Below are 17,643 nucleotides of genomic sequence, written 5' to 3'. Positions count from 1 at the left end.
TTTTCTGTTCGGGTCGGCCGGTCACCCGGTGGTTCAGACCGTCTCGGGGAGTTCTTCCAGCCCCTCGGCCACGAGCTTCGCCAGGCGGTCGAGGGCGGCGTCCGCACCCTCGGCCTCGGAGGCGAGCACGATCTCCTCGCCGCCCTGGGCGCCGAGGCCCAGGACCGCCAGCATGGAGGCCGCGTTGACGGGGTTCCCGTCGGCCTTGGCGATCGTCACGGGGATACCGGAGGCCGTGGTGGCCCGGACGAAGATGGATGCGGGTCGGGCGTGGAGGCCCTCGGCCCAGCCGACGTTGACGCGGCGCTCAGCCATGTGATGCTGCCCTTCAGGTGTCTCGGGTGGTGCAGAGTGGTCTGGACCGGGTTGTCTAGACCAGTTTCCCATATGGCGCGCGAGGGCGGAACGGGGCCCACGGCCTGGCCACGAACCGGCTCTCGCGCTTCTGTTGTGCTTCCCCAGACTGTCCCGCGCCGTAGCCGGACGCGAGCCGTACTCTGGGGCCCATGCAGACCTCGTCGGACCGGCACGAGTACCCCGCCCACTGGGAGGCCGACGTGGTGCTGCGCGACGGCGGCACCGCACGCGTCAGGCCCATCACCGTCGATGACGCCGAGCGTCTGGTCAGCTTCTACGAGCAGGTCTCGGACGAGTCGAAGTACTACCGCTTCTTCGCGCCGTACCCTCGCCTGTCCGCCAAGGACGTCCACCGCTTCACGCACCACGACTTCGTGGACCGGGTGGGGCTCGCCGCCACGGTCGGCGGCGAGTTCATCGCCACCGTACGCTACGACCGTATCGGCGCCGACGGAATGCCCGCGTCCGCCCCCGCCGACGAGGCGGAGGTCGCCTTCCTCGTCCAGGACGCCCACCAGGGCCGAGGCGTCGCCTCCGCCCTCCTCGAACACATCGCCGCCGTCGCCCGCGAGCGCGGCATCCGACGCTTCGCCGCCGAGGTGCTCCCCGCCAACAGCAAGATGATCAAGGTGTTCACCGACGCCGGGTACCAGCAGAGGCGCAGCTTCGAGGACGGCGTCGTCCGCCTGGAGTTCGGCCTGGAGCCCACCGACCGCTCCCTCGCCGTGCAGCGCGCCCGGGAGCAGCGGGCCGAGGCCAGATCCGTCCAGCGCCTGCTCGCCCCCGGCTCGGTCGCCGTCATCGGCGCCGGGCGCACGCCGGGGGGAGTGGGCCGAGGCGTCCTCGCCAACCTCCGGGCCGCGGGTTTCACCGGGCGGCTGTTCGCGGTGAACAGGGCCCTCGGCGAGGACGAGAAGGACCTCGACGGGGTGCCCGCACACCGGACCGTCACCGACATCGAGGGTCCCGTCGACCTCGCGGTCGTCGCCGTCCCCGCCGCACACGTCCCCGAGGTCGTCGCCGAGTGCGGCGCGCACGGCGTGCAGGGGCTCGTCGTCATCTCCGCCGGGTACGCCGAGAGCGGCCCCGACGGGCGCGAGCGCCAGCGCGAACTGGTGCGCCAGGCGCGCACGTACGGCATGCGCATCATCGGACCCAACGCCTTCGGGATCATCAACACCGCCCCGGACGTACGCCTCAACGCCTCGCTCGCCCCCGAGGCGCCGCGCTCCGGGCGCATCGGCCTCTTCGCCCAGTCCGGCGCCATCGGGATCGCGCTGTTGTCCCGGCTGCACCGGCGCGGGGGCGGGGTCACCGGTGTCACGGGCGTCTCCACGTTCGTGTCGTCCGGCAACCGTGCGGACGTCTCCGGGAACGACGTCCTGCAGTACTGGTACGAGGACCCGCACACCGATGTCGTCCTCATGTACCTGGAGTCCATCGGCAACCCGCGCAAGTTCACCCGTCTCGCCCGGCGTACGGCGGCGGTCAAGCCGCTCGTGGTGGTACAGGGGGCGCGCCACGGTTCCGCGCCCCAGGGGCACGCCGTCCGCGCCACCGAGCTGCCGCACACCACCGTGTCCGCGCTGCTGCGGCAGGCCGGGGTGATCCGGGTCGACACGATCACGGAACTGGTCGACGCGGGGCTGCTGCTGGCCCGGCAGCCGCTGCCGGCCGGGCCTCGGGTGGCGATCCTCGGGAACTCCGAGTCGCTGGGGATGCTCACCTACGACGCGTGCCTCTCCGAGGGGCTGCGGCCGCTCCCGCCGCTGGACCTGACGACCGCGGCCTCGGCGCGGGACTTCCACGCGGCCCTGGCGCGGGCGCTCGCCGACGACGCGTGCGACGCGGTGGTGGTGACGGCGATACCGACGCTGGGGGAGACGTCACCGGGGGACGCGGCCCTGGCCGGGGCGCTGCGGTCGGCCGCCGCCGCGAATCCCACCAAGCCGGTGCTCGTCGTGCACGTCGAGCTGGGCGGGCTGGCCGAGGCGCTGTCGGCCGCGGCCAGCACGGCACCGCAGGCCGTCGACCGGGCGCCCGGCACCGAGGGCCCCGCCCCCCAGCGCCGCGAACGACCGACGCCCGAGACGCCGGAGACGCCGGAGACGCCGGCAACGGGAGAGGCAGGAGCGGCAGCGACCGCCGCGACCGACCCCCTCGCCGACTCCGCCGACCCCGCCGACTCCCGGCTCATCCCCGCCTACCCGGCCGCCGAGCGGGCCGTCCGCGCGCTCTCCGAGGCCGTCCACTACGCGCAGTGGCGACGGGAGGCCGCGGAGCCGGGACGGGTGCCCGCGTACGAGGACATCGACGAGAAGGGGGCCGCCGAGCGGATCGACACACTGCTGTCCACGGGCGACCGGCTCACACTCGGTGCCGAGGAGGCGGGCGCGCTGCTCGGACGGTACGGCATCCGTCTGCGCCAGGCGCGGCCCGCCCCCACCCCCGACGAGGCCGCACGGGCGGCGCAGGCCATCGGCTACCCCGTCGCGCTGAAGACGACCGCACCCCACCTGCGGCACCGGGCCGACCTGGGCGGCGTCCGGCTGGACCTGGCGGACGAGGAGCAACTGCGCCGGGCGTACACGGAGCTGACCGAGCTGTTCGGGAGCCCCGGCGAACTGCGCCCGGTCGTGCAGGGCATGGCCCCGCGCGGGGTCGACACGATCGTCCGGGCCGTGGTGGACCCCGCCGCCGGCGCCGTGCTCTCGTTCGGGCTCGCGGGGCCCGCGTCGCAACTGCTCGGCGACATGGCGCACCGCCTGATTCCGGCCACCGAGCGGGACGCTGCCGCACTGGTCCGGTCGATCAGGACGGCGCCGCTCCTCTTCGGCTGGCGCGGCTCCGCCCCCGTCGACACGGACGCGCTGGAGGAGCTGCTGCTGCGCGTCTCCCGGCTGGTCGACGACCACCCCGAGGTCGTGGCGGTCTCCCTCGAACCCGTCGTCGTCGCCCCGCACGGCCTGAGCGTCCTCGGCGCCAGTGTCCGCCTCGCCCGTCCGCCGCTGCGCGACGACCTCGGCCCGAGGACGCTGCCGGTCTACTGAGGGACGCGCGCCACAGCGCCACAGCGCAGCGGCGACGGCGCGCGGACCGCGCACGGCCGGCGCGCGTTGTTCCGTCCACGACAGAACGGAGACGACAGAGCGGTCCCGCGCAGTCAGTGCGCCACCGTAGGATGGACATCATGGCCAAGACCAGTACGACGACCCAGGGGCTGCGTGCCGCGATCGAGCGCAGCGGCTACTACCCGGCCCTCGTGGCCGAGGCGGTGGAGGCCGCTGTCGGCGGCGAGGCCATCAAGTCGTACCTGGTCCACCAGGAGACGACATTCGACGCGAACGAGGTGCGGCGGCATGTCACCGTCCTCGTCCTCACGGGCAACCGCTTCATCGTGAGCCACACCGACGAGCAGGCCGCGGACACCACCTCGCCGACCCCGTACGCCACGACCTCGACCGAGTCGGTGAAGATCGGCCGGATCTCGTCGGTCGTGCTCAGCCGCGTCGTCGCCAACCCCGAGTCGTACACGCCGGGCACCCTGCCCCGCGAGGTCGTCCTGACCATCGGCTGGGGTGCCGTCTCCCGCATCGACCTGGAGCCCGCCGCCTGCGGCGACCCCAACTGCGAGGCGGACCACGGCTACACCGGCAGTTCGACGGCGGACGACCTCAGCCTGCGGGTCAGCGAGGCCGGGGACGGCCCGGAGACCGTGCGCCAGGCTCTCGCCTTCGCGCAGTCCCTCTCCGAGGCGACCGCGGACACCGCCCGCTGATGGCGCTGCCCACCTGGGACGACCCGGAACCCCTCGCCCTCGGCTCCGCCCCCGTCCCCGAGTACGGGGCCGGCTCGCTCGCCGATCTCCTGCCCACCCTCGCGGCGGGCATGGGGGTTCCCGGTACGACCGCGTCGATACCGGAGCTGACCGCGACCGACCGGGCCTGCGTGTTCCTCGTCGACGGCCTGGGCTGGGAACAGCTGAGGGCGCACCCGGACGAGGCGCCCTACCTGACCGCGCTGCTGGCGTCCTCGCGCGGCGGCACCGGCCGGCCCCTCACCGCGGGGTACCCCGCCACCACCGCGACCTCCCTCGCCTCCGTGGGCACCGGCCTGCCGCCGGGCGCACACGGACTGCCCGGCTACACGGTCCGCGACCCGCGGACCGGGGAGCTGATGAACCAGCTCCGCTGGCAGCCGTGGACGGCACCGAGGGTGTGGCAGCCGTACCCCACGGTCTTCCAGCTCGCCGACCGGGCGGGTGTGCACACCGCCCAGGTCACCTCCCCGGCCTTCCAGAACACCCCTCTCACCCAGATCGCGCTGAGCGGCGGCACCTTTCACGGCCGCCTCTCCGGCGACGACCGCATGGACGTGGCCGCGGAGCAACTGGCCGCCGGGGACCGCGCGCTGATCTACACGTACTACTCCGAACTGGACGGCGCGGGACACCGCTTCGGCGTCGACTCGGACGCCTGGCGCGGTCAGCTCATGCACGTCGACCGGCTGGTCCAGCGCCTGGCCGAGCAACTCCCGCCGCGTACCGCGCTGTACGTCACCGCCGACCACGGCATGCTCGACATCCCGTTCGACGAGCAGCACCGCATCGACTTCGACGCGGACTGGGAGCTGCGGGCCGGGGTCGCCCTGCTGGGCGGCGAGGGCCGGGCCCGTCACGTGTACGCCGTGCCGGGGGCGGAGGCGGACGTCCTGACCTGCTGGCGCGAGGTGCTGGGCGAGCAGTTCTGGATCGCCTCGCGCGACGAGGCGATCGCGGCGGGCTGGTTCGGACCGCGGATCGACGACCGTGTGTACGCCCGCATCGGCGACGTGGTCGCCGCGGCCCACGACGACGTCCTGATCACCGCCTCCGAGCGGGAGCCCAAGGAGTCGGCGATGGTCGGCAACCACGGCTCGATGACCCCCGCGGAACAACTGGTCCCGCTCCTCGAAGTACGCTCCTGAAGCCCTGCCCGCCGCACGTCCTGTCCGCCGCCCGGCCGCGCCCGTCGCCGCCCTCGCCGTCCATGCCGAAAGGTGCTCAACTCACCATGCCCGAGCTGGTGTTCTTCTCCGGAACCATGGACTGCGGGAAGTCGACGCTGGCCCTCCAGATAGAGCACAACCGTTCGGCGCGTGGCCTCCAGGGCATGATCTTCACGCGTGACGACCGCGCGGGCGAGGGCAAACTGTCCTCACGCCTCGGCCTGGTCACCGACGCCGTGGAGGTCGAGGACGGTCAGGACCTCTACGCGTACCTCGTCGACCACCTCTCCCAGGGCCGTCGCGCGGACTACGTGATCGCCGACGAGGCCCAGTTCCTCGCCCCCGAACAGATCGACCAACTCGCCCGCGTCGTGGACGACCTGAGCCTCGACGTGTACGCCTTCGGCATCACGACCGACTTCCGCTCCAAACTCTTCCCCGGCTCCCAGCGTCTGGTGGAGCTGGCCGACCGCGTCGAGGTCCTCCAGGTGGAGGCCCTGTGCTGGTGCGGCGCCCGCGCCACCCACAACGCCCGCACCATAGGCGGTCAGATGGTCGTCGAGGGCGCCCAGGTGGTCGTCGGCGACGTCAACCAGCCCGACGACATCGGCTACGAGGTCCTCTGCCGCCGGCACCACCGCCGGCGGATGACGGCGGCCTCGGCGCACGCGGGTGCCCTCGCCCCGGACGTCCTGCCCGTCGAGACGGTCTGACGGGACTGGGCGGGCGCCACCGGGAATCACCCGATCGGGCGAGGGACGGAGCGGGCGGTTCAGCGCTCCGTGTGCACCACGGCGAACTTCGCGCCCTCCGGATCGGCCACCGTGGCCACCGGACCGTGCGGGGTGTCGTGGGTGGGTTCGAGGACGCGCCCGCCGAGTTCGATGACACGGTTGGCGGCCTCGTCGGGGTCCGCCACCTCGAAGTAGGTCAGCCAGTGGGGACCCCGGTCCCGGGGGAGCGCGTCGCCGACACCGTGGATGCCGGCGACGGAGCGGCCCTCGACGCGCAGGGTGAGGTAGTCGTCGTCGGCCGAGACCAGGGGCTCCTCCTCGTAGCCGAACGTCGTCTCGTAGAACTTGGCGACCAGCGAGCTGTCGACGGTGAGGAGCTCGTCCCACGCCGGGGTGCCGGGCACTCCGCCGATGTCCGCGCCGAGGTGCTCCGCCGCCTGCCAGACGCCGAAGACGGCCCCCGCGGGATCGGAGGCGATCACCAGCCGGCCCGCCTCGCCCGCGTCCAGCGGACCCACGCCCACGGTGCCGCCGCAGTGCCGTACGGTCTCCGCCGTCCGGTCCGCGTCGTCCGAGGCGAAGTACGGCGTCCAGGCGACGGGGAGATGGCGGTCGGGCGGGAGCTGTCCGATGCCCGCCACCTGGCGCCCGTCGAGCAGTGCCCGTACGTACGGGCCGAGCTGCTGGGGGCCGGGCTGGAACTCCCAGCCGAACAGCGCCCCGTAGAAGTCCTGGGTCGTGGCCATCCCGTGCACCATCAGACTCACCCAGCAGGGCGTGCCCGGTGGATACACGGCGCCGCTCAGGCCGGCCGACCCCCGTGCCTCGGTCATCGTCACTCTCTCCTCGGCCCCTCGCGGTGGCCGTGTCCGTCCGCCCTCCGAACGCGTGTACCGCGTCCACGCGCGATCACGCCCCGTGCCGATGCTCGCACCACCCATGGCCTCCGGACCCGCGCCGCACCGCCGCGCGACGCGCCCGTGCGCGGGGGCGCCGGACGTCCGGCACCGGTCGCCGTCCGCTGCGCCGCCGTGCGAGGTCCCTCGGCTGTACGGCATGTGTCCGATCCCGTACGCCCGGTGATCGGCACCGCCCGGCGGGCAGAGTAGCCGGACCCGGGCGACGCGGCCACCCCGTACGCGAGGATGGAGCCATGAACGCCATCATCTCCGCCTCCGATCTCGCCGGCGAGCTGGCGGGCCCCCGGCCGCCGGTCCTCCTGGACGTCCGCTGGCAGCTGGGCGGCCCGAACCTGCGTCCCGAGTACGACAGGGCCCACATCCCGGGAGCCGTCTTCGTCGACCTGGACGCCGAGCTGGCCGGCCCGGCGGGGTCCGGCGGCCGTCACCCGCTGCCCGACACCGGTGCCTTCGGCGCGGCGATGCGGGCGGCCGGCGTCAGCGCCGACCGTCCCGTCGTCGTCTACGACGGCGGGCTCAACTGGGCCGCCGCGCGCGCGTGGTGGCTGCTCGGCTGGGCGGGGCACCCCTCGGTACGGGTCCTGGACGGCGGTCTGGAGGCCTGGGAGGGCCCGCTGACGGCCGAGGTCCCCGAGCCCGCGCCCGGCACCTTCGAGCCCGCCCCCGGCGCGCTGCCGCTGCTCGACGCGGACGGCGCCGCGGAGCTGGCCCGCACCGGACTCCTCCTGGACGCCCGGGCCGCCGAGCGCTACCGCGGTGACGTGGAGCCGATCGACCCGGTCGGCGGTCACATCCCGGGCGCGGTGTCGGCCCCCACCACGGAGAACGTGGCCGAATCCGGCCGCTTCCGGTCCGCCGCCGAACTCGCCGACCGCTTCAAGGGACTCGGCGCGAGGCCCGACGCCGAGGTCGGTGTGTACTGCGGCTCCGGCGTCTCCGGCGCCCACGAGGTGCTGGCCCTGGCCGTCGCCGGCATCCCGGCGGCCCTGTACGTGGGCTCGTGGTCGGAGTGGTCCCGGGACGGGAGCCGGCCGGTCGCGACGGGCCCCGATCCCCGGTGAGCGGGAGCTGACGGAATGCCGAGGGGCCCGCGTCTGAACGACGCGGGCCCCTCACCCGTATGAATAACCGATCCTGCACCAACAAAAAACACCATCGGACAGCATCGGCGACGACGCGGGCAGGACACCGCCGAAGACACAGACGAGGAGACCGATCCGCGGGACGACCGGTTCAACTCCCCACCGTCGTAGGGCCGCTACTCCTGCTTCTTGCGCCGCGTACCGAACACGATCTCGTCCCAGCTCGGCACCGCCGCGCGCCGTCCCGGGCGGACGCCGTCCGCCTCGGCCTGCCGGTCGGTGGCTCCGATCAGCCGGTCGCGGTGGCCGTTGACCGACCGCGGCATGAGGACGTCCGCGTAGGCGGAACCGGCCGAGGCCGCGGGGGCCGCGGACTCCTCCTCCGCCACCTCCTCGACGGAAGCGGACTCCTCCTGCGGTTCCACGGAGGGCATTTCGGGCACGACCAGGTCGCCCCGGTAGCTGGGGACGGCCTCCAGGATGCTGGTCAGCGAGTCGCGCTCGCTCACCAGATCCTCGTCGGACTCGGGCGGCCCCGGCAGGGCGGGACGTTCCGCCTGGCGGTCCAGGGGGCGGTCACGGGGCAGCCGGGCGATCCTCGGCACGAACGGGAAGCTCGGCTCGGGCGTCCCGAGGTCGTCGGATTCACCGATCAGCGAACGCGCCTCGTCGTCGACGGCCTGGACGAGCCGTCTGGGCGGGTCGTACGTCCAGCTCGCCGAGTGCGGTTCACCGGCGACGCAGTACACGAGCAGCACTTCCCAGGTGCCGTCGTCCCGGCGCCAGGAGTCCCACTGGACGGTGTCCTTCTCGGCGCCGCGCAGCAGCAGCCGCTCCTGGACGGCCTCGCCGAGCTGTGGTCCGGCCGCGTTCTCACCGGGGCGGCGGACCGGGGTCTTGCGAGCCCGCTCGGCCATGAAGGCACGCTCGGCGAGCACGGGGCCCTCGAACCGGCGTACCCGGTCGACGGGGATCCCGGCGAGCTGCGCGACCTCCTCGGCCGTGGCACCCGCGCGTATCCGCGCCTGGATGTCACGGGGGCGGAGATGGCTCTCCACCTCGATCTCGATCTGGCCGAGGCGAGGCCGGTCGCCGCGCACGGCGGCACGCAGCCGCTCGTCGATCGGCAGCGTGTACTCCGTGGAATCGGCAGCCTTGAGCACCAGCCGTGTGCCGTCATTGGAGACGGCCACGACACGCAGTTCGGGCATGGGGACCTCCCGGGTGGTGCCTGCCGACGTCACGTGCGTCGCTGCTTCCGCTAGTCGAGTGTTCCGCTAGTCGAGTGTGGCCTGCCCGGGTGCAGCCTGCCACAACCTTGCCGAGTTGCCCGGCGTGTCGGGCGTGAGCCCGAGGCTGCCGTTATGGCACGGTTATCAATTCGCAACGCTAAGTGACGAACCTCATCACCCTGTGCAACGATCCCCCTCCCGGTGGTCCTCGATGGCCCCGGACACCCTGGCGGGAGTCCGGACCCAGGGCTCGCAACAGTACTCCATTCGGGCCACTTGCGTGGATCGGCACGCCGCCCGAGTTCCTCGGAGAGACGTCAATCCGCCGTGGCAACAGACCTTTTCGTGACCTCGGGAGGGACGCGCGTCACATGACGGCCGGAACCGCCCGAGCGGTCAGGCGCCGAGCACCCGGCGCAAGTAGTCGTTCTGGAACCGCCGTTCGGGGTCGAGCCGGTCACGCAGCGCGGTGAACTCGCCGAACCGGGGGTAGACCTTGGCGAAGTAGTCCGTGTCGCGGGTGTGCACCTTGCCCCAGTGCGGCCGCCCCTCGTGCGCGGTGAAGATCCGCTCGGCGGCGGTGAAGTACGCCTGGTACGGCGTGCCCTTGAACATGTGGACCGCGACGTAGGCGCTCTCCCGCCCGGAGGCGGTGGAGAGCGTGATGTCGTCGGCCGGGGCGGTGCGCACCTCGACGGGGAAGCTGACCCGCAGCCTCGAACGGTCGACCATCGCCTTGAGTTCACGCAGCGTGTCCACCAGGGCCTCGCGCGGCACGGCGAACTCCATCTCCACGAACCGCACGCGGCGCGGGGAGGTGAAGACCTTGTAGGGGATGTCGGTGTAGGTCCGCGCGGACAGGGCGCGACTGGAGATCTGCGCGATCGTCGGAATGGTGGCGGGGACCGCCTGGCCCACCCAGTTGGCCACCTGGAAGACGCCGTTGGAGAGGAACTCGTCCTCGAACCAGCTGTTCAGCTGGGGTACGGGCTTCTCGGGGCCCGCGCTGCGGTTGTTGCGCTTGGTGTTGGTGTTGCCGGTGTGCGGGAACCAGTAGAACTCGAAGTGCTCGTTCTCGGCGTGCAGTTCGTCGAACTCGGCCATCACCTTCTCGAACGGCATCGGTTCCTCGCGTGCCGTGAGCAGGAAGATCGGCTCCACGGCGAAGGTGATCGCGGTGACGATGCCGAGGGCGCCGATGCCGACCCGGGCGGCGGCGAACACGTCGGGGTTCTCGGTCGGGGAGCAGGTGAGGACCGAGCCGTCCGCGGTGACCAGTTCGAGCCCGCGGATCTGGGCGGCGATCGAGGCCGAGTCCCGGCCGGTGCCGTGCGTTCCGGTGCTGGTGGCGCCCGAGACCGTCTGTTCCATGATGTCGCCCATGTTCGTGAGCGACAGTCCCTCGCGCGCGAGGGCCATGTTGAGCCGCTTGAGCGGGGTGCCGGCGGCGACCGTGACGGTCATGGCCTCACGGTCGATCCTGCGTATGCCCGTGAGCAGTTGGGGGCGGATCAGCACCCCGTCGGTCGCGGCCGCGGCAGTGAACGAGTGGCCCGTGCCGACGGCCTTCACCCGCAGGTCGTCCTCGGCGGCCCGTCGTACGGCCGCGGAGAGTTCCTCGACCGTGGCGGGAGTGACCTCCCGCACGGGCCGGGCGGTGACGTTCCCCGCCCAGTTACGCCACGTGCCGCTCTTGCCGATCACTGTGGTGCTCATGGGGCCCTCCCCGCCTAGGAGCCGGCCTGCGCAGCCGGCGGTACCCGAGGAAACCCACCGCGACCGCGACGGCCCCGGACGCCGCCGGGACCACGTACCCCGCCTTCGCCCCGGCGGCGTCGATCACCCAGCCGGAGACCGAGGAACCGAGCGCCACCCCGACCGCGAGCCCGGTGCCCACCCAGGTCATGCCCTCGGTCAGTTGCGTGCGTGGTACGTGCTCCTCGATCAGGGACATCGTCGTGATCATCGTGGGTGCGATGGACAGTCCGGCGACGAAGAGCGCCACGGCCAGGAACGGCAAGTTTCCGACCAGTAGGAGGGGGATCATACTCACGGCCATGGCGCACACGCCCAGCAGCCACCGCCGTTCCGCCGCCCCGGCGAAGCGGAGCAGCCCGAAGACGATGCCCGCGGCGCAGGACCCGGCCGCGTAGAGGGCCAGGACGACGCTCGCGGCGGCCTTGTGGCCCCGCTCCTCGGCGAAGGCCACGGTGACCACGTCGACGGCCCCGAAGATCGCTCCGGTGGCCACGAAGGTGGCCACCAGGACCTGCAGTCCGGGCGAACGCAGCGCCGAACGGCCCTTGTCGTGCCGCTCGCGCGGGTGCGGCGCCGGTTCGGTCGCCCGCTGGGCGGTGAGCCAGAAGACGCCGGCCGCGAGGAAGCAGGCGGCGAGCAGCGGGCCCGCCTCGGGGAACCACGCGGTGGACAGCCCGATGGAGATGATCGGCCCGAAGATGAAGCAGACCTCGTCGACGACCGACTCGAAGGAGTACGCGGTGTGCAGCCGCGGGGTGTCCCGGTACAGGGCCGCCCACCGCGCCCGGGTCATCGCGCCGAGACTCGGCACGCAGCCGATGCCGGCGGAGCAGACGTACAGCACCCAGTCCGGCCAGGAGTAGTGCGCGGCGCACAGCAGCGCGGCCGACGCGGTCAGTGCGACGAGCGTCGCCGGGCGCAGCACCCGCCGCTGTCCGTACTGGTCCACCAGCCGCGAGATCTGGGGGCCGAGCACGGCGGCGGACAGTGCGATGGTCGCCGACAGCGCGCCGGCCAGGCCGTACCGTCCGGTGAGCTGGGAGATCATCGTGACCACGCCGATGCCCATCATGGACAGCGGCATCCGCCCGAGCAGACCCGCGGCGGTGAAGCCCTTGGTGCCGGGGGCGGCGAACAGGGCGGTGTAGGGGCTGGGCACGGGGTCTCCGGTCGGTCCGGTAGGCGGAGGAGAGGCGTCCGCGTAAGGCGTGACTGCAGTTGATACAGCTTACGGGTGAGGTCACCCTAAGTCATCTCGGGTGTGGGCCGGGATCCCGCCCGCCGACGCCGGGTGGCAGGATCGAAGACATGCCACACGCGCACGACGCCACCCCCTACGACGCCCTGCTCCTGCTCTCGTTCGGCGGCCCGGAGGGCCCGGACGACGTGGTCCCGTTCCTGGAGAACGTGACACGGGGGCGCGGCATCCCCAAGGAACGCCTCAAGGAAGTCGGGCAGCACTACTTCCTGTTCGGCGGGGTCAGCCCCATCAACGACCAGAACCGCGCCCTGCTGGACGCGCTCCGCAAGGACTTCGCCGAGCACGGGCTGGACCTGCCGGTCTACTGGGGCAACCGCAACTGGGCGCCCTATCTGACCGACACGCTGCGTGAGATGGTCGCCGACGGCCGCCGCCGCGTCCTGGTCCTCGCCACCAGCGCGTACGCCTCGTACTCGGGCTGTCGCCAGTACCGCGAGAACCTCGCCGACTCGCTCGCCGCCCTGGAGGCCGAGGGCCTGGAGCCGCCGAGGGTCGACAAGATCCGGCACTACTTCAACCATCCGGGCTTCCTGGAGCCCATGATCGACGGCGTCCTGCGGTCGCTCGCCGACCTCCCCGAGGACGTGCGCGACGGCGCTCACCTCGCCTTCTGCACCCACTCCATCCCGACCGCCTCGGCCGACACCTCCGGCCCGGCCGAGGACCACGGGGACGGCGGCGCCTACGTCGCCGAGCATCTGGACGTCGCGCGGCTCATCGTCGACGCCGTCCGCGAGCGGACCGGAGTGGAGCACCCCTGGCAGCTCGTCTACCAGTCCCGCTCCGGCGCCCCGCACATCCCGTGGCTGGAGCCCGACATCTGCGACCACCTGGAGGAGCGGCACGCCTCCGGGGCCCCGGCCGTCGTGATGGCGCCCATCGGGTTCGTCTCGGACCACATGGAGGTCCTGTACGACCTCGACACCGAGGCCATGGCCAAGGGCCGGGAACTGGGGCTGCCGGTCCGCCGCTCCGCCACGGTGGGCGCCGATCCGCGGTTCGCCGCCGCCGTCCGGGACCTGGTCCTGGAGCGGGCGGCGGTCGAGCGCGGCGAGGACGCGGTCACCCCGTGCGCCCTGGGCGCGCTCGGCGCGAGCCACCAGCTGTGCCCGGTCGGCTGCTGCCCGGCCCGCGCCCCCCGGCCCGCCGCCGCGGGCGCCGACAGCCCGTACGCATGAGGAGCACCGTGACCGATCAGTCAGAGCACCCCGACGGCCTGCGGGCCGAACTGCTGGAGACCGCCCTGGAGGCGGCCCGTCGCGCGGGAGCCTTCCTGCGCGACGGCCGCCCCGCCGACCTGGGCGTCGCCGCCACCAAGTCCAGCGCGGTCGACGTCGTCACCGAGATGGACATCGCCTCCGAGAAGCTGATCACCGGCCTGCTGGCCGAGCGCAGGCCGCACGACGGCGTCCTCGGCGAGGAGGGCGCCAGCGTCGAGGGCACCAGCGGTGTCCAGTGGGTGATCGACCCCATCGACGGCACCGTCAACTACCTCTACGGGCTGCCCAGTTGGGCGGTGTCCATCGCAGCCCGGGTGGACGGCGAGACGGTCGTGGGCGTGGTCCACGCCCCGGAGCGCGGCGAGACCTTCCGGGCCGTCCTCGGCGAGGGCGCGTACCTGAACGACCGCCCCGCGCGCGTGCGCCCCGCCCCGGAGCTGGGGCTGGCCCTCGTCGGCACCGGGTTCGGCTACCGCGCCGAACGGCGGGCGCGGCAGGCCGACGTGCTGCGCGAGCTGATCCCGTACGTGCGGGACATCCGGCGGGGCGGCTCGGCCGCGATCGACCTGTGCGACGTGGCCGCGGGCCGCCTGGACGCCTACTACGAGCGGGGCCTCAACCCCTGGGACTACGCGGCGGGCGACCTCATCGCCCGGGAGGCGGGCGCCCTGACCGGCGGCCGCCCCTGCGAGCCCCTCTCGCCCGAGCTGACCGTCGCCGCCCCGCCCGGCCTCTTCGAGGCCCTCCAGACCCGCCTGGAGGACTTCGGCGCCTGGCACGACTGACCCGGACGAAAAAAGCAGCGGGCCCCCGCCCTGGATCCGGCGGGGGCCCGCTGTGGTGCGCGTGGGCCGGTCGGTGGGTCGGAAACCGGACGCCTAGGCGCCGACCTCCACGCCGTGGTCGGCGGCAAGGCGGCGCAGGTCGTCGAGCTCGCCCTGCTCCACCTCGGCGAGGAAGTCGTCGCCCTCGTCGCGAGCCCTGGTCAGGTCGGACTCGGTCGTCCTTATGCGCTGCAGAAGTCCTGCGGTGAATGCGTCCATGCTGCGCCCCCTCGTCCTGGGTCGTGGGTCGATGGCACGGGGGTGTGCCGTTCGGAGGGGCGATCACGTCTCCTGTGGATGCCCAGCGCTGCCCTGGCCGGGCGGCGACGGTGCCGGACACCCACGCCCGCTCCTGCGGAAAGCGGATTGCCGCGCACCGCATGGTGGTGCGGCACAAGCGGAGCGTGATCGCGGGGTGTAAAGCCGTCCTCCCCCCGGTCTCCCGGACGGAAACCTCGACCGCACGAAAAAATCCCGCGTTCCCCGCCGTGCGCCCACGGCCTTCCCGCCGGAGGGCCGCCTTACAGCCGACTTACGGCTGAAAAAGGCAGGATGGAGGTCACACACCCACGCACACCCCGCCCGTGTGCGCCTTCGGCGCGCTACGCGGGTGGACACAGGAAGGACAAGCGACGTGCGCGTACTCGTCGTCGAGGACGAGCAGCTGCTCGCCGATGCGGTGGCCACCGGACTGCGCCGGGAGGCCATGGCCGTCGACGTCGTGTACGACGGTGCGGCCGCCCTGGAACGCATCGGCGTCAACGACTACGACGTGGTCGTCCTCGACCGCGACCTCCCCCTCGTCCACGGCGACGACGTCTGCCGCAGACTCGTCGAGCTGGGCCTGCCCACGCGCGTGCTGATGCTGACCGCGTCCGGCGACGTCAGCGACCGCGTCGAGGGCCTGGAGATCGGCGCCGACGACTACCTCCCCAAGCCGTTCGCCTTCAGCGAGCTGATCGCGCGCGTACGGGCCCTCGGCCGGCGGACGAGCGTGCCGCTGCCGCCGGTCCTGGAGCGAGCCGGGATCAAGCTGGACCCCAACCGCCGCGAGGTCTTCCGCGACGGCAAGGAGGTCCAGCTCGCGCCGAAGGAGTTCGCGGTCCTGGAGGTGCTGATGCGCAGCGAGGGCGCCGTCGTCTCGGCGGAACAGCTCCTGGAGAAGGCCTGGGACGAGAACACCGACCCGTTCACCAACGTCGTACGGGTGACCGTCATGACGCTGCGCCGCAAGCTCGGCGAGCCCCCGGTCATCGTCACCGTGCCCGGCTCCGGCTACCGGATCTGATCCGCCGTGGCCCCCACCCCCACCCCGGCGCCGCCCCAGGCGCCCCCGAAGCCCACCTGGGACCCCCGGAGGGCGCAGAACCCGCTGCCCTGGCTGCGCCCGACCATCCGGATACGGCTCACGCTGCTGTACGGCGGCATGTTCCTGATCGCCGGGATCCTGCTGCTGTCGATCATCTATCTGCTCGCCGCCCAGGCCGTGAGCACCGGCAACACCCCGGTGTTCAAGATCGAGGGCGGCGACAACATCAGCGTCTCCAGCGCCCTGTGTCCCGCGGTCGACGCCAACACGGCCCCGACCAACCTCAAGCTCGACGACTTCAACGCGGCGATCTCCGCCTGCATCGACGACCAGCGGCAGAGGGCCCTGGACACCCTGCTCAGCCGTTCCCTGCTGGCCCTGCTCGGGCTTGCGGTGATCGCGTTCGCCTTCGGGTACGCGATGGCGGGCCGGGTGCTCGCGCCGCTCGGCCGGATCACCCGCACCGCGCGTGCGGTGGCCGGCTCGGACCTGTCGCGCCGCATCGAGCTGGACGGCCCGGACGACGAGCTGAAGGAGTTGGCGGACACCTTCGACGACATGCTGGAGCGGCTCCAGCGGGCCTTCACGGCCCAGCAGCGGTTCGTCGGCAACGCCTCGCACGAGCTGAGAACACCGCTGGCGATCAACCGCACGCTGCTGGAGGTGCATCTCTCCGATCCGGGCGCGCCGGCCGAGCTGCAGCAGCTGGGCAGGACGCTGCTGGCCACCAACGAGCGCAGTGAGCAGCTCGTCGAGGGCCTGCTGCTGCTCGCCCGCAGCGACAACCAGATCGTCGAGCGCAAGCCCGTGGACCTCGCCGAGGTCGCCTCCCAGGCCATCGACCAGGTGCGCTCCGAGGCGGACGCCAAGAAGGTGGAGATCCGCGGGGAGTGGGCCCCCGCGGTGGTCCAGGGCAATGGCGTGCTGCTGGAGCGGATCGCCCTGAACCTCGTCCAGAACGCCGTCCGGTACAACATGCCGGAGGGCGGCTGGGTGGAGGTCACCACGGAGCTGCAGCACGGGCAGGCGGTCCTGGTGGTCACGAACACCGGGCCCGTGGTCCCGGCGTACGAGATCGACAATCTTTTCGAGCCGTTCCGGCGGCTGCGTACGGAGCGCACGGGCAGTGACAAGGGCGTGGGCCTCGGCCTGTCGATCGTCCGGTCCGTGGCTCGCGCGCACGGCGGCCATATCGCCGCCCGGCCACGTGAGGGAGGCGGACTCGTGATGCGCGTGACCCTGCCCGTCTGAGAAAATGACCCCGGTTTCCTGGCCGTGTTCGCTTTGCGCGGAATTTCCGGGGTACCTGATCGATTCGGTCGTGCACGACCGATGTGTGATCGATCACAGGGGCGAATTCTCAGCCATCCACCGAGCGTGATCATGTGGCCGTCGGAAAGCCGGGATAATCCGGGTTTTCGGGGGTTGGGATCACGGGAAGTACATGCTGAAGCGCCTTTGATATGCAGCCTCAGGACCGTGTACGGTCCCGTTCGCCATCCAAGCCGATCACTCTTGAGGGGTCCGGTTGGGTGTCGATTGAGTAACAGACCTTGATGTGAGGCAAAATCTCCGCCTCAGGTCGGGCACAAGTCCGGCCTCTCACGCGTTACGTGCGCTGGAGACACCGCAGACACCCAGAGGGGGAGAGCGACATGGCAACGGATTACGACACCCCACGCAAGACCGACGACGACGTCGACTCGGACAGCCTGGAAGAACTCAAGGCTCGCCGGAACGACAAGTCGACGTCCGCCGTGGATGTAGACGAGTTCGAGGCCGCGGAAGGCCTGGAACTGCCCGGGGCCGACCTCTCGAACGAGGAGCTGGCCGTCCGGGTGCTGCCCAAGCAGCAGGACGAGTTCACCTGCATGAGCTGCTTCCTGGTGCACCACCGCAGCCAGCTGGCCCGCGAGAAGAACGGTCAGCCGATCTGCCGCGACTGCGACTGAGGCAGGGT

Annotated in this window: 16 protein-coding genes; 10 read left to right on the top strand and 6 right to left on the bottom strand. The window is 72.2% G+C overall.

Annotated features, from left to right (window positions below):
* Positions 1 to 33: 33 nt before the first annotated feature.
* Positions 34 to 315, bottom strand: coding sequence for an HPr family phosphocarrier protein (locus ACFU5F_RS12335; RefSeq protein WP_019061039.1), 282 nt, complete (start codon positions 313 to 315; stop codon positions 34 to 36).
* A 191-nt stretch (positions 316 to 506) separates the two neighbouring features.
* Here ACFU5F_RS12335 and ACFU5F_RS12330 point away from each other — a divergent pair, with 191 nt between their 5' ends.
* From ACFU5F_RS12330 to ACFU5F_RS12315, 4 genes are all read left to right on the top strand, one after another.
* Entirely contained in the window at positions 507 to 3,407 is a 2,901-nt protein-coding gene (locus ACFU5F_RS12330) for a GNAT family N-acetyltransferase (RefSeq protein WP_383885711.1), read from the top strand.
* Between the two features lie 140 nt (positions 3,408 to 3,547).
* Positions 3,548 to 4,135 (top strand): DUF5998 family protein, encoded by a 588-nt coding sequence (locus tag ACFU5F_RS12325; protein WP_013000227.1) that lies wholly within the window; start codon positions 3,548 to 3,550, stop codon positions 4,133 to 4,135.
* A complete protein-coding gene (locus ACFU5F_RS12320) occupies positions 4,135 to 5,322 on the top strand; it encodes an alkaline phosphatase family protein (RefSeq protein ID WP_383885709.1) in 1,188 nt (395 codons plus the stop codon). The genes ACFU5F_RS12325 and ACFU5F_RS12320 overlap by 1 nt, the downstream gene beginning before the upstream one ends.
* A gap of 86 nt (positions 5,323 to 5,408) precedes the next feature.
* The gene (locus tag ACFU5F_RS12315) at positions 5,409 to 6,056 is read left to right on the top strand and encodes a thymidine kinase (RefSeq protein WP_383885707.1); all 648 of its coding nucleotides are present in this window, start codon (positions 5,409 to 5,411) and stop codon (positions 6,054 to 6,056) included.
* A 59-nt stretch (positions 6,057 to 6,115) separates the two neighbouring features.
* Here ACFU5F_RS12315 and ACFU5F_RS12310 read toward each other — a convergent pair whose 3' ends face one another.
* Positions 6,116 to 6,910, bottom strand: coding sequence for a VOC family protein (locus ACFU5F_RS12310; protein WP_383885705.1), 795 nt, complete (start codon positions 6,908 to 6,910; stop codon positions 6,116 to 6,118).
* 320 nt (positions 6,911 to 7,230) lie between these two features.
* Between ACFU5F_RS12310 and ACFU5F_RS12305 the strand changes: the two genes are divergently transcribed.
* The gene (locus ACFU5F_RS12305; protein WP_383885703.1) at positions 7,231 to 8,058 is read left to right on the top strand and encodes a sulfurtransferase; all 828 of its coding nucleotides are present in this window, start codon (positions 7,231 to 7,233) and stop codon (positions 8,056 to 8,058) included.
* A gap of 197 nt (positions 8,059 to 8,255) precedes the next feature.
* Here ACFU5F_RS12305 and sepH read toward each other — a convergent pair whose 3' ends face one another.
* From sepH to ACFU5F_RS12290, 3 genes are all read right to left on the bottom strand, one after another.
* On the bottom strand, positions 8,256 to 9,290 hold the full coding sequence (gene sepH / locus ACFU5F_RS12300; protein ID WP_383885701.1) for a septation protein SepH: 1,035 nt from the start codon (positions 9,288 to 9,290) through the stop codon (positions 8,256 to 8,258).
* 417 nt (positions 9,291 to 9,707) lie between these two features.
* The gene (locus ACFU5F_RS12295; RefSeq protein ID WP_383885698.1) at positions 9,708 to 11,027 is read right to left on the bottom strand and encodes a D-arabinono-1,4-lactone oxidase; all 1,320 of its coding nucleotides are present in this window, start codon (positions 11,025 to 11,027) and stop codon (positions 9,708 to 9,710) included.
* Entirely contained in the window at positions 10,987 to 12,228 is a 1,242-nt protein-coding gene (locus tag ACFU5F_RS12290; protein WP_383885695.1) for an MFS transporter, read from the bottom strand. Before ACFU5F_RS12290 ends, ACFU5F_RS12295 begins: the two co-directional genes overlap by 41 nt.
* 149 nt (positions 12,229 to 12,377) lie before the next feature.
* On the opposite strand from ACFU5F_RS12290, the gene ACFU5F_RS12285 reads away from it, so the two are divergent.
* Both ACFU5F_RS12285 and ACFU5F_RS12280 read left to right on the top strand, forming a co-directional pair.
* Entirely contained in the window at positions 12,378 to 13,508 is a 1,131-nt protein-coding gene (locus ACFU5F_RS12285; RefSeq protein WP_383885692.1) for a ferrochelatase, read from the top strand.
* On the top strand, positions 13,505 to 14,335 hold the full coding sequence (locus ACFU5F_RS12280; RefSeq protein ID WP_383885690.1) for an inositol monophosphatase family protein: 831 nt from the start codon (positions 13,505 to 13,507) through the stop codon (positions 14,333 to 14,335). Before ACFU5F_RS12285 ends, ACFU5F_RS12280 begins: the two co-directional genes overlap by 4 nt.
* Before the next feature lie 93 nt (positions 14,336 to 14,428).
* Here the strand turns inward: ACFU5F_RS12280 and ACFU5F_RS12275 are convergent, their stop codons facing one another.
* Complete coding sequence (locus ACFU5F_RS12275; RefSeq protein ID WP_005481595.1) at positions 14,429 to 14,593, bottom strand: hypothetical protein; 165 nt, start codon at positions 14,591 to 14,593, stop codon at positions 14,429 to 14,431.
* A gap of 415 nt (positions 14,594 to 15,008) precedes the next feature.
* Between ACFU5F_RS12275 and ACFU5F_RS12270 the strand changes: the two genes are divergently transcribed.
* From ACFU5F_RS12270 to ACFU5F_RS12260, 3 genes are all read left to right on the top strand, one after another.
* Positions 15,009 to 15,662, top strand: a complete 654-nt coding sequence (locus tag ACFU5F_RS12270) for a response regulator transcription factor (protein ID WP_013000218.1) — start codon at positions 15,009 to 15,011, stop codon at positions 15,660 to 15,662.
* A 6-nt stretch (positions 15,663 to 15,668) separates the two neighbouring features.
* Positions 15,669 to 16,934, top strand: coding sequence for a sensor histidine kinase (locus ACFU5F_RS12265; protein ID WP_383885686.1), 1,266 nt, complete (start codon positions 15,669 to 15,671; stop codon positions 16,932 to 16,934).
* A gap of 404 nt (positions 16,935 to 17,338) precedes the next feature.
* Complete coding sequence (locus ACFU5F_RS12260) at positions 17,339 to 17,635, top strand: DUF4193 domain-containing protein (protein ID WP_005481602.1); 297 nt, start codon at positions 17,339 to 17,341, stop codon at positions 17,633 to 17,635.
* The last annotated feature ends 8 nt before the right edge of the window (positions 17,636 to 17,643 follow it).

It is taken from the genome of Streptomyces sp. NPDC057438 (assembly GCF_042802995.1).
GTDB lineage: Bacteria > Actinomycetota > Actinomycetes > Streptomycetales > Streptomycetaceae > Streptomyces.
The sequence above is the reverse complement of the archived record's forward strand: the minus strand, read 5'-3'. Positions and strand labels throughout refer to the sequence as shown.

Bases quoted from the DNA above. Each gene is read 5' to 3' on its own strand.
- ACFU5F_RS12335 (WP_019061039.1), bottom strand. From the start codon at position 315: ATGGCTGAGCGCCGCGTCAACGTCGGCTGGGCCGAGGGCCTCCACGCC.
- sepH (WP_383885701.1), bottom strand. From the start codon at position 9,290: ATGCCCGAACTGCGTGTCGTGGCCGTCTCCAATGACGGCACACGGCTG.
- ACFU5F_RS12260 (WP_005481602.1), top strand. From the start codon at position 17,339: ATGGCAACGGATTACGACACCCCACGCAAGACCGACGACGACGTCGAC.
- ACFU5F_RS12295 (WP_383885698.1), bottom strand. From the start codon at position 11,027: ATGAGCACCACAGTGATCGGCAAGAGCGGCACGTGGCGTAACTGGGCG.
- ACFU5F_RS12330 (WP_383885711.1), top strand. From the start codon at position 507: ATGCAGACCTCGTCGGACCGGCACGAGTACCCCGCCCACTGGGAGGCC.
- ACFU5F_RS12320 (WP_383885709.1), top strand. From the start codon at position 4,135: ATGGCGCTGCCCACCTGGGACGACCCGGAACCCCTCGCCCTCGGCTCC.
- ACFU5F_RS12305 (WP_383885703.1), top strand. From the start codon at position 7,231: ATGAACGCCATCATCTCCGCCTCCGATCTCGCCGGCGAGCTGGCGGGC.
- ACFU5F_RS12275 (WP_005481595.1), bottom strand. From the start codon at position 14,593: ATGGACGCATTCACCGCAGGACTTCTGCAGCGCATAAGGACGACCGAG.
- ACFU5F_RS12315 (WP_383885707.1), top strand. From the start codon at position 5,409: ATGCCCGAGCTGGTGTTCTTCTCCGGAACCATGGACTGCGGGAAGTCG.
- ACFU5F_RS12325 (WP_013000227.1), top strand. From the start codon at position 3,548: ATGGCCAAGACCAGTACGACGACCCAGGGGCTGCGTGCCGCGATCGAG.
- ACFU5F_RS12310 (WP_383885705.1), bottom strand. From the start codon at position 6,910: ATGACCGAGGCACGGGGGTCGGCCGGCCTGAGCGGCGCCGTGTATCCA.
- ACFU5F_RS12285 (WP_383885692.1), top strand. From the start codon at position 12,378: ATGCCACACGCGCACGACGCCACCCCCTACGACGCCCTGCTCCTGCTC.
- ACFU5F_RS12280 (WP_383885690.1), top strand. From the start codon at position 13,505: ATGAGGAGCACCGTGACCGATCAGTCAGAGCACCCCGACGGCCTGCGG.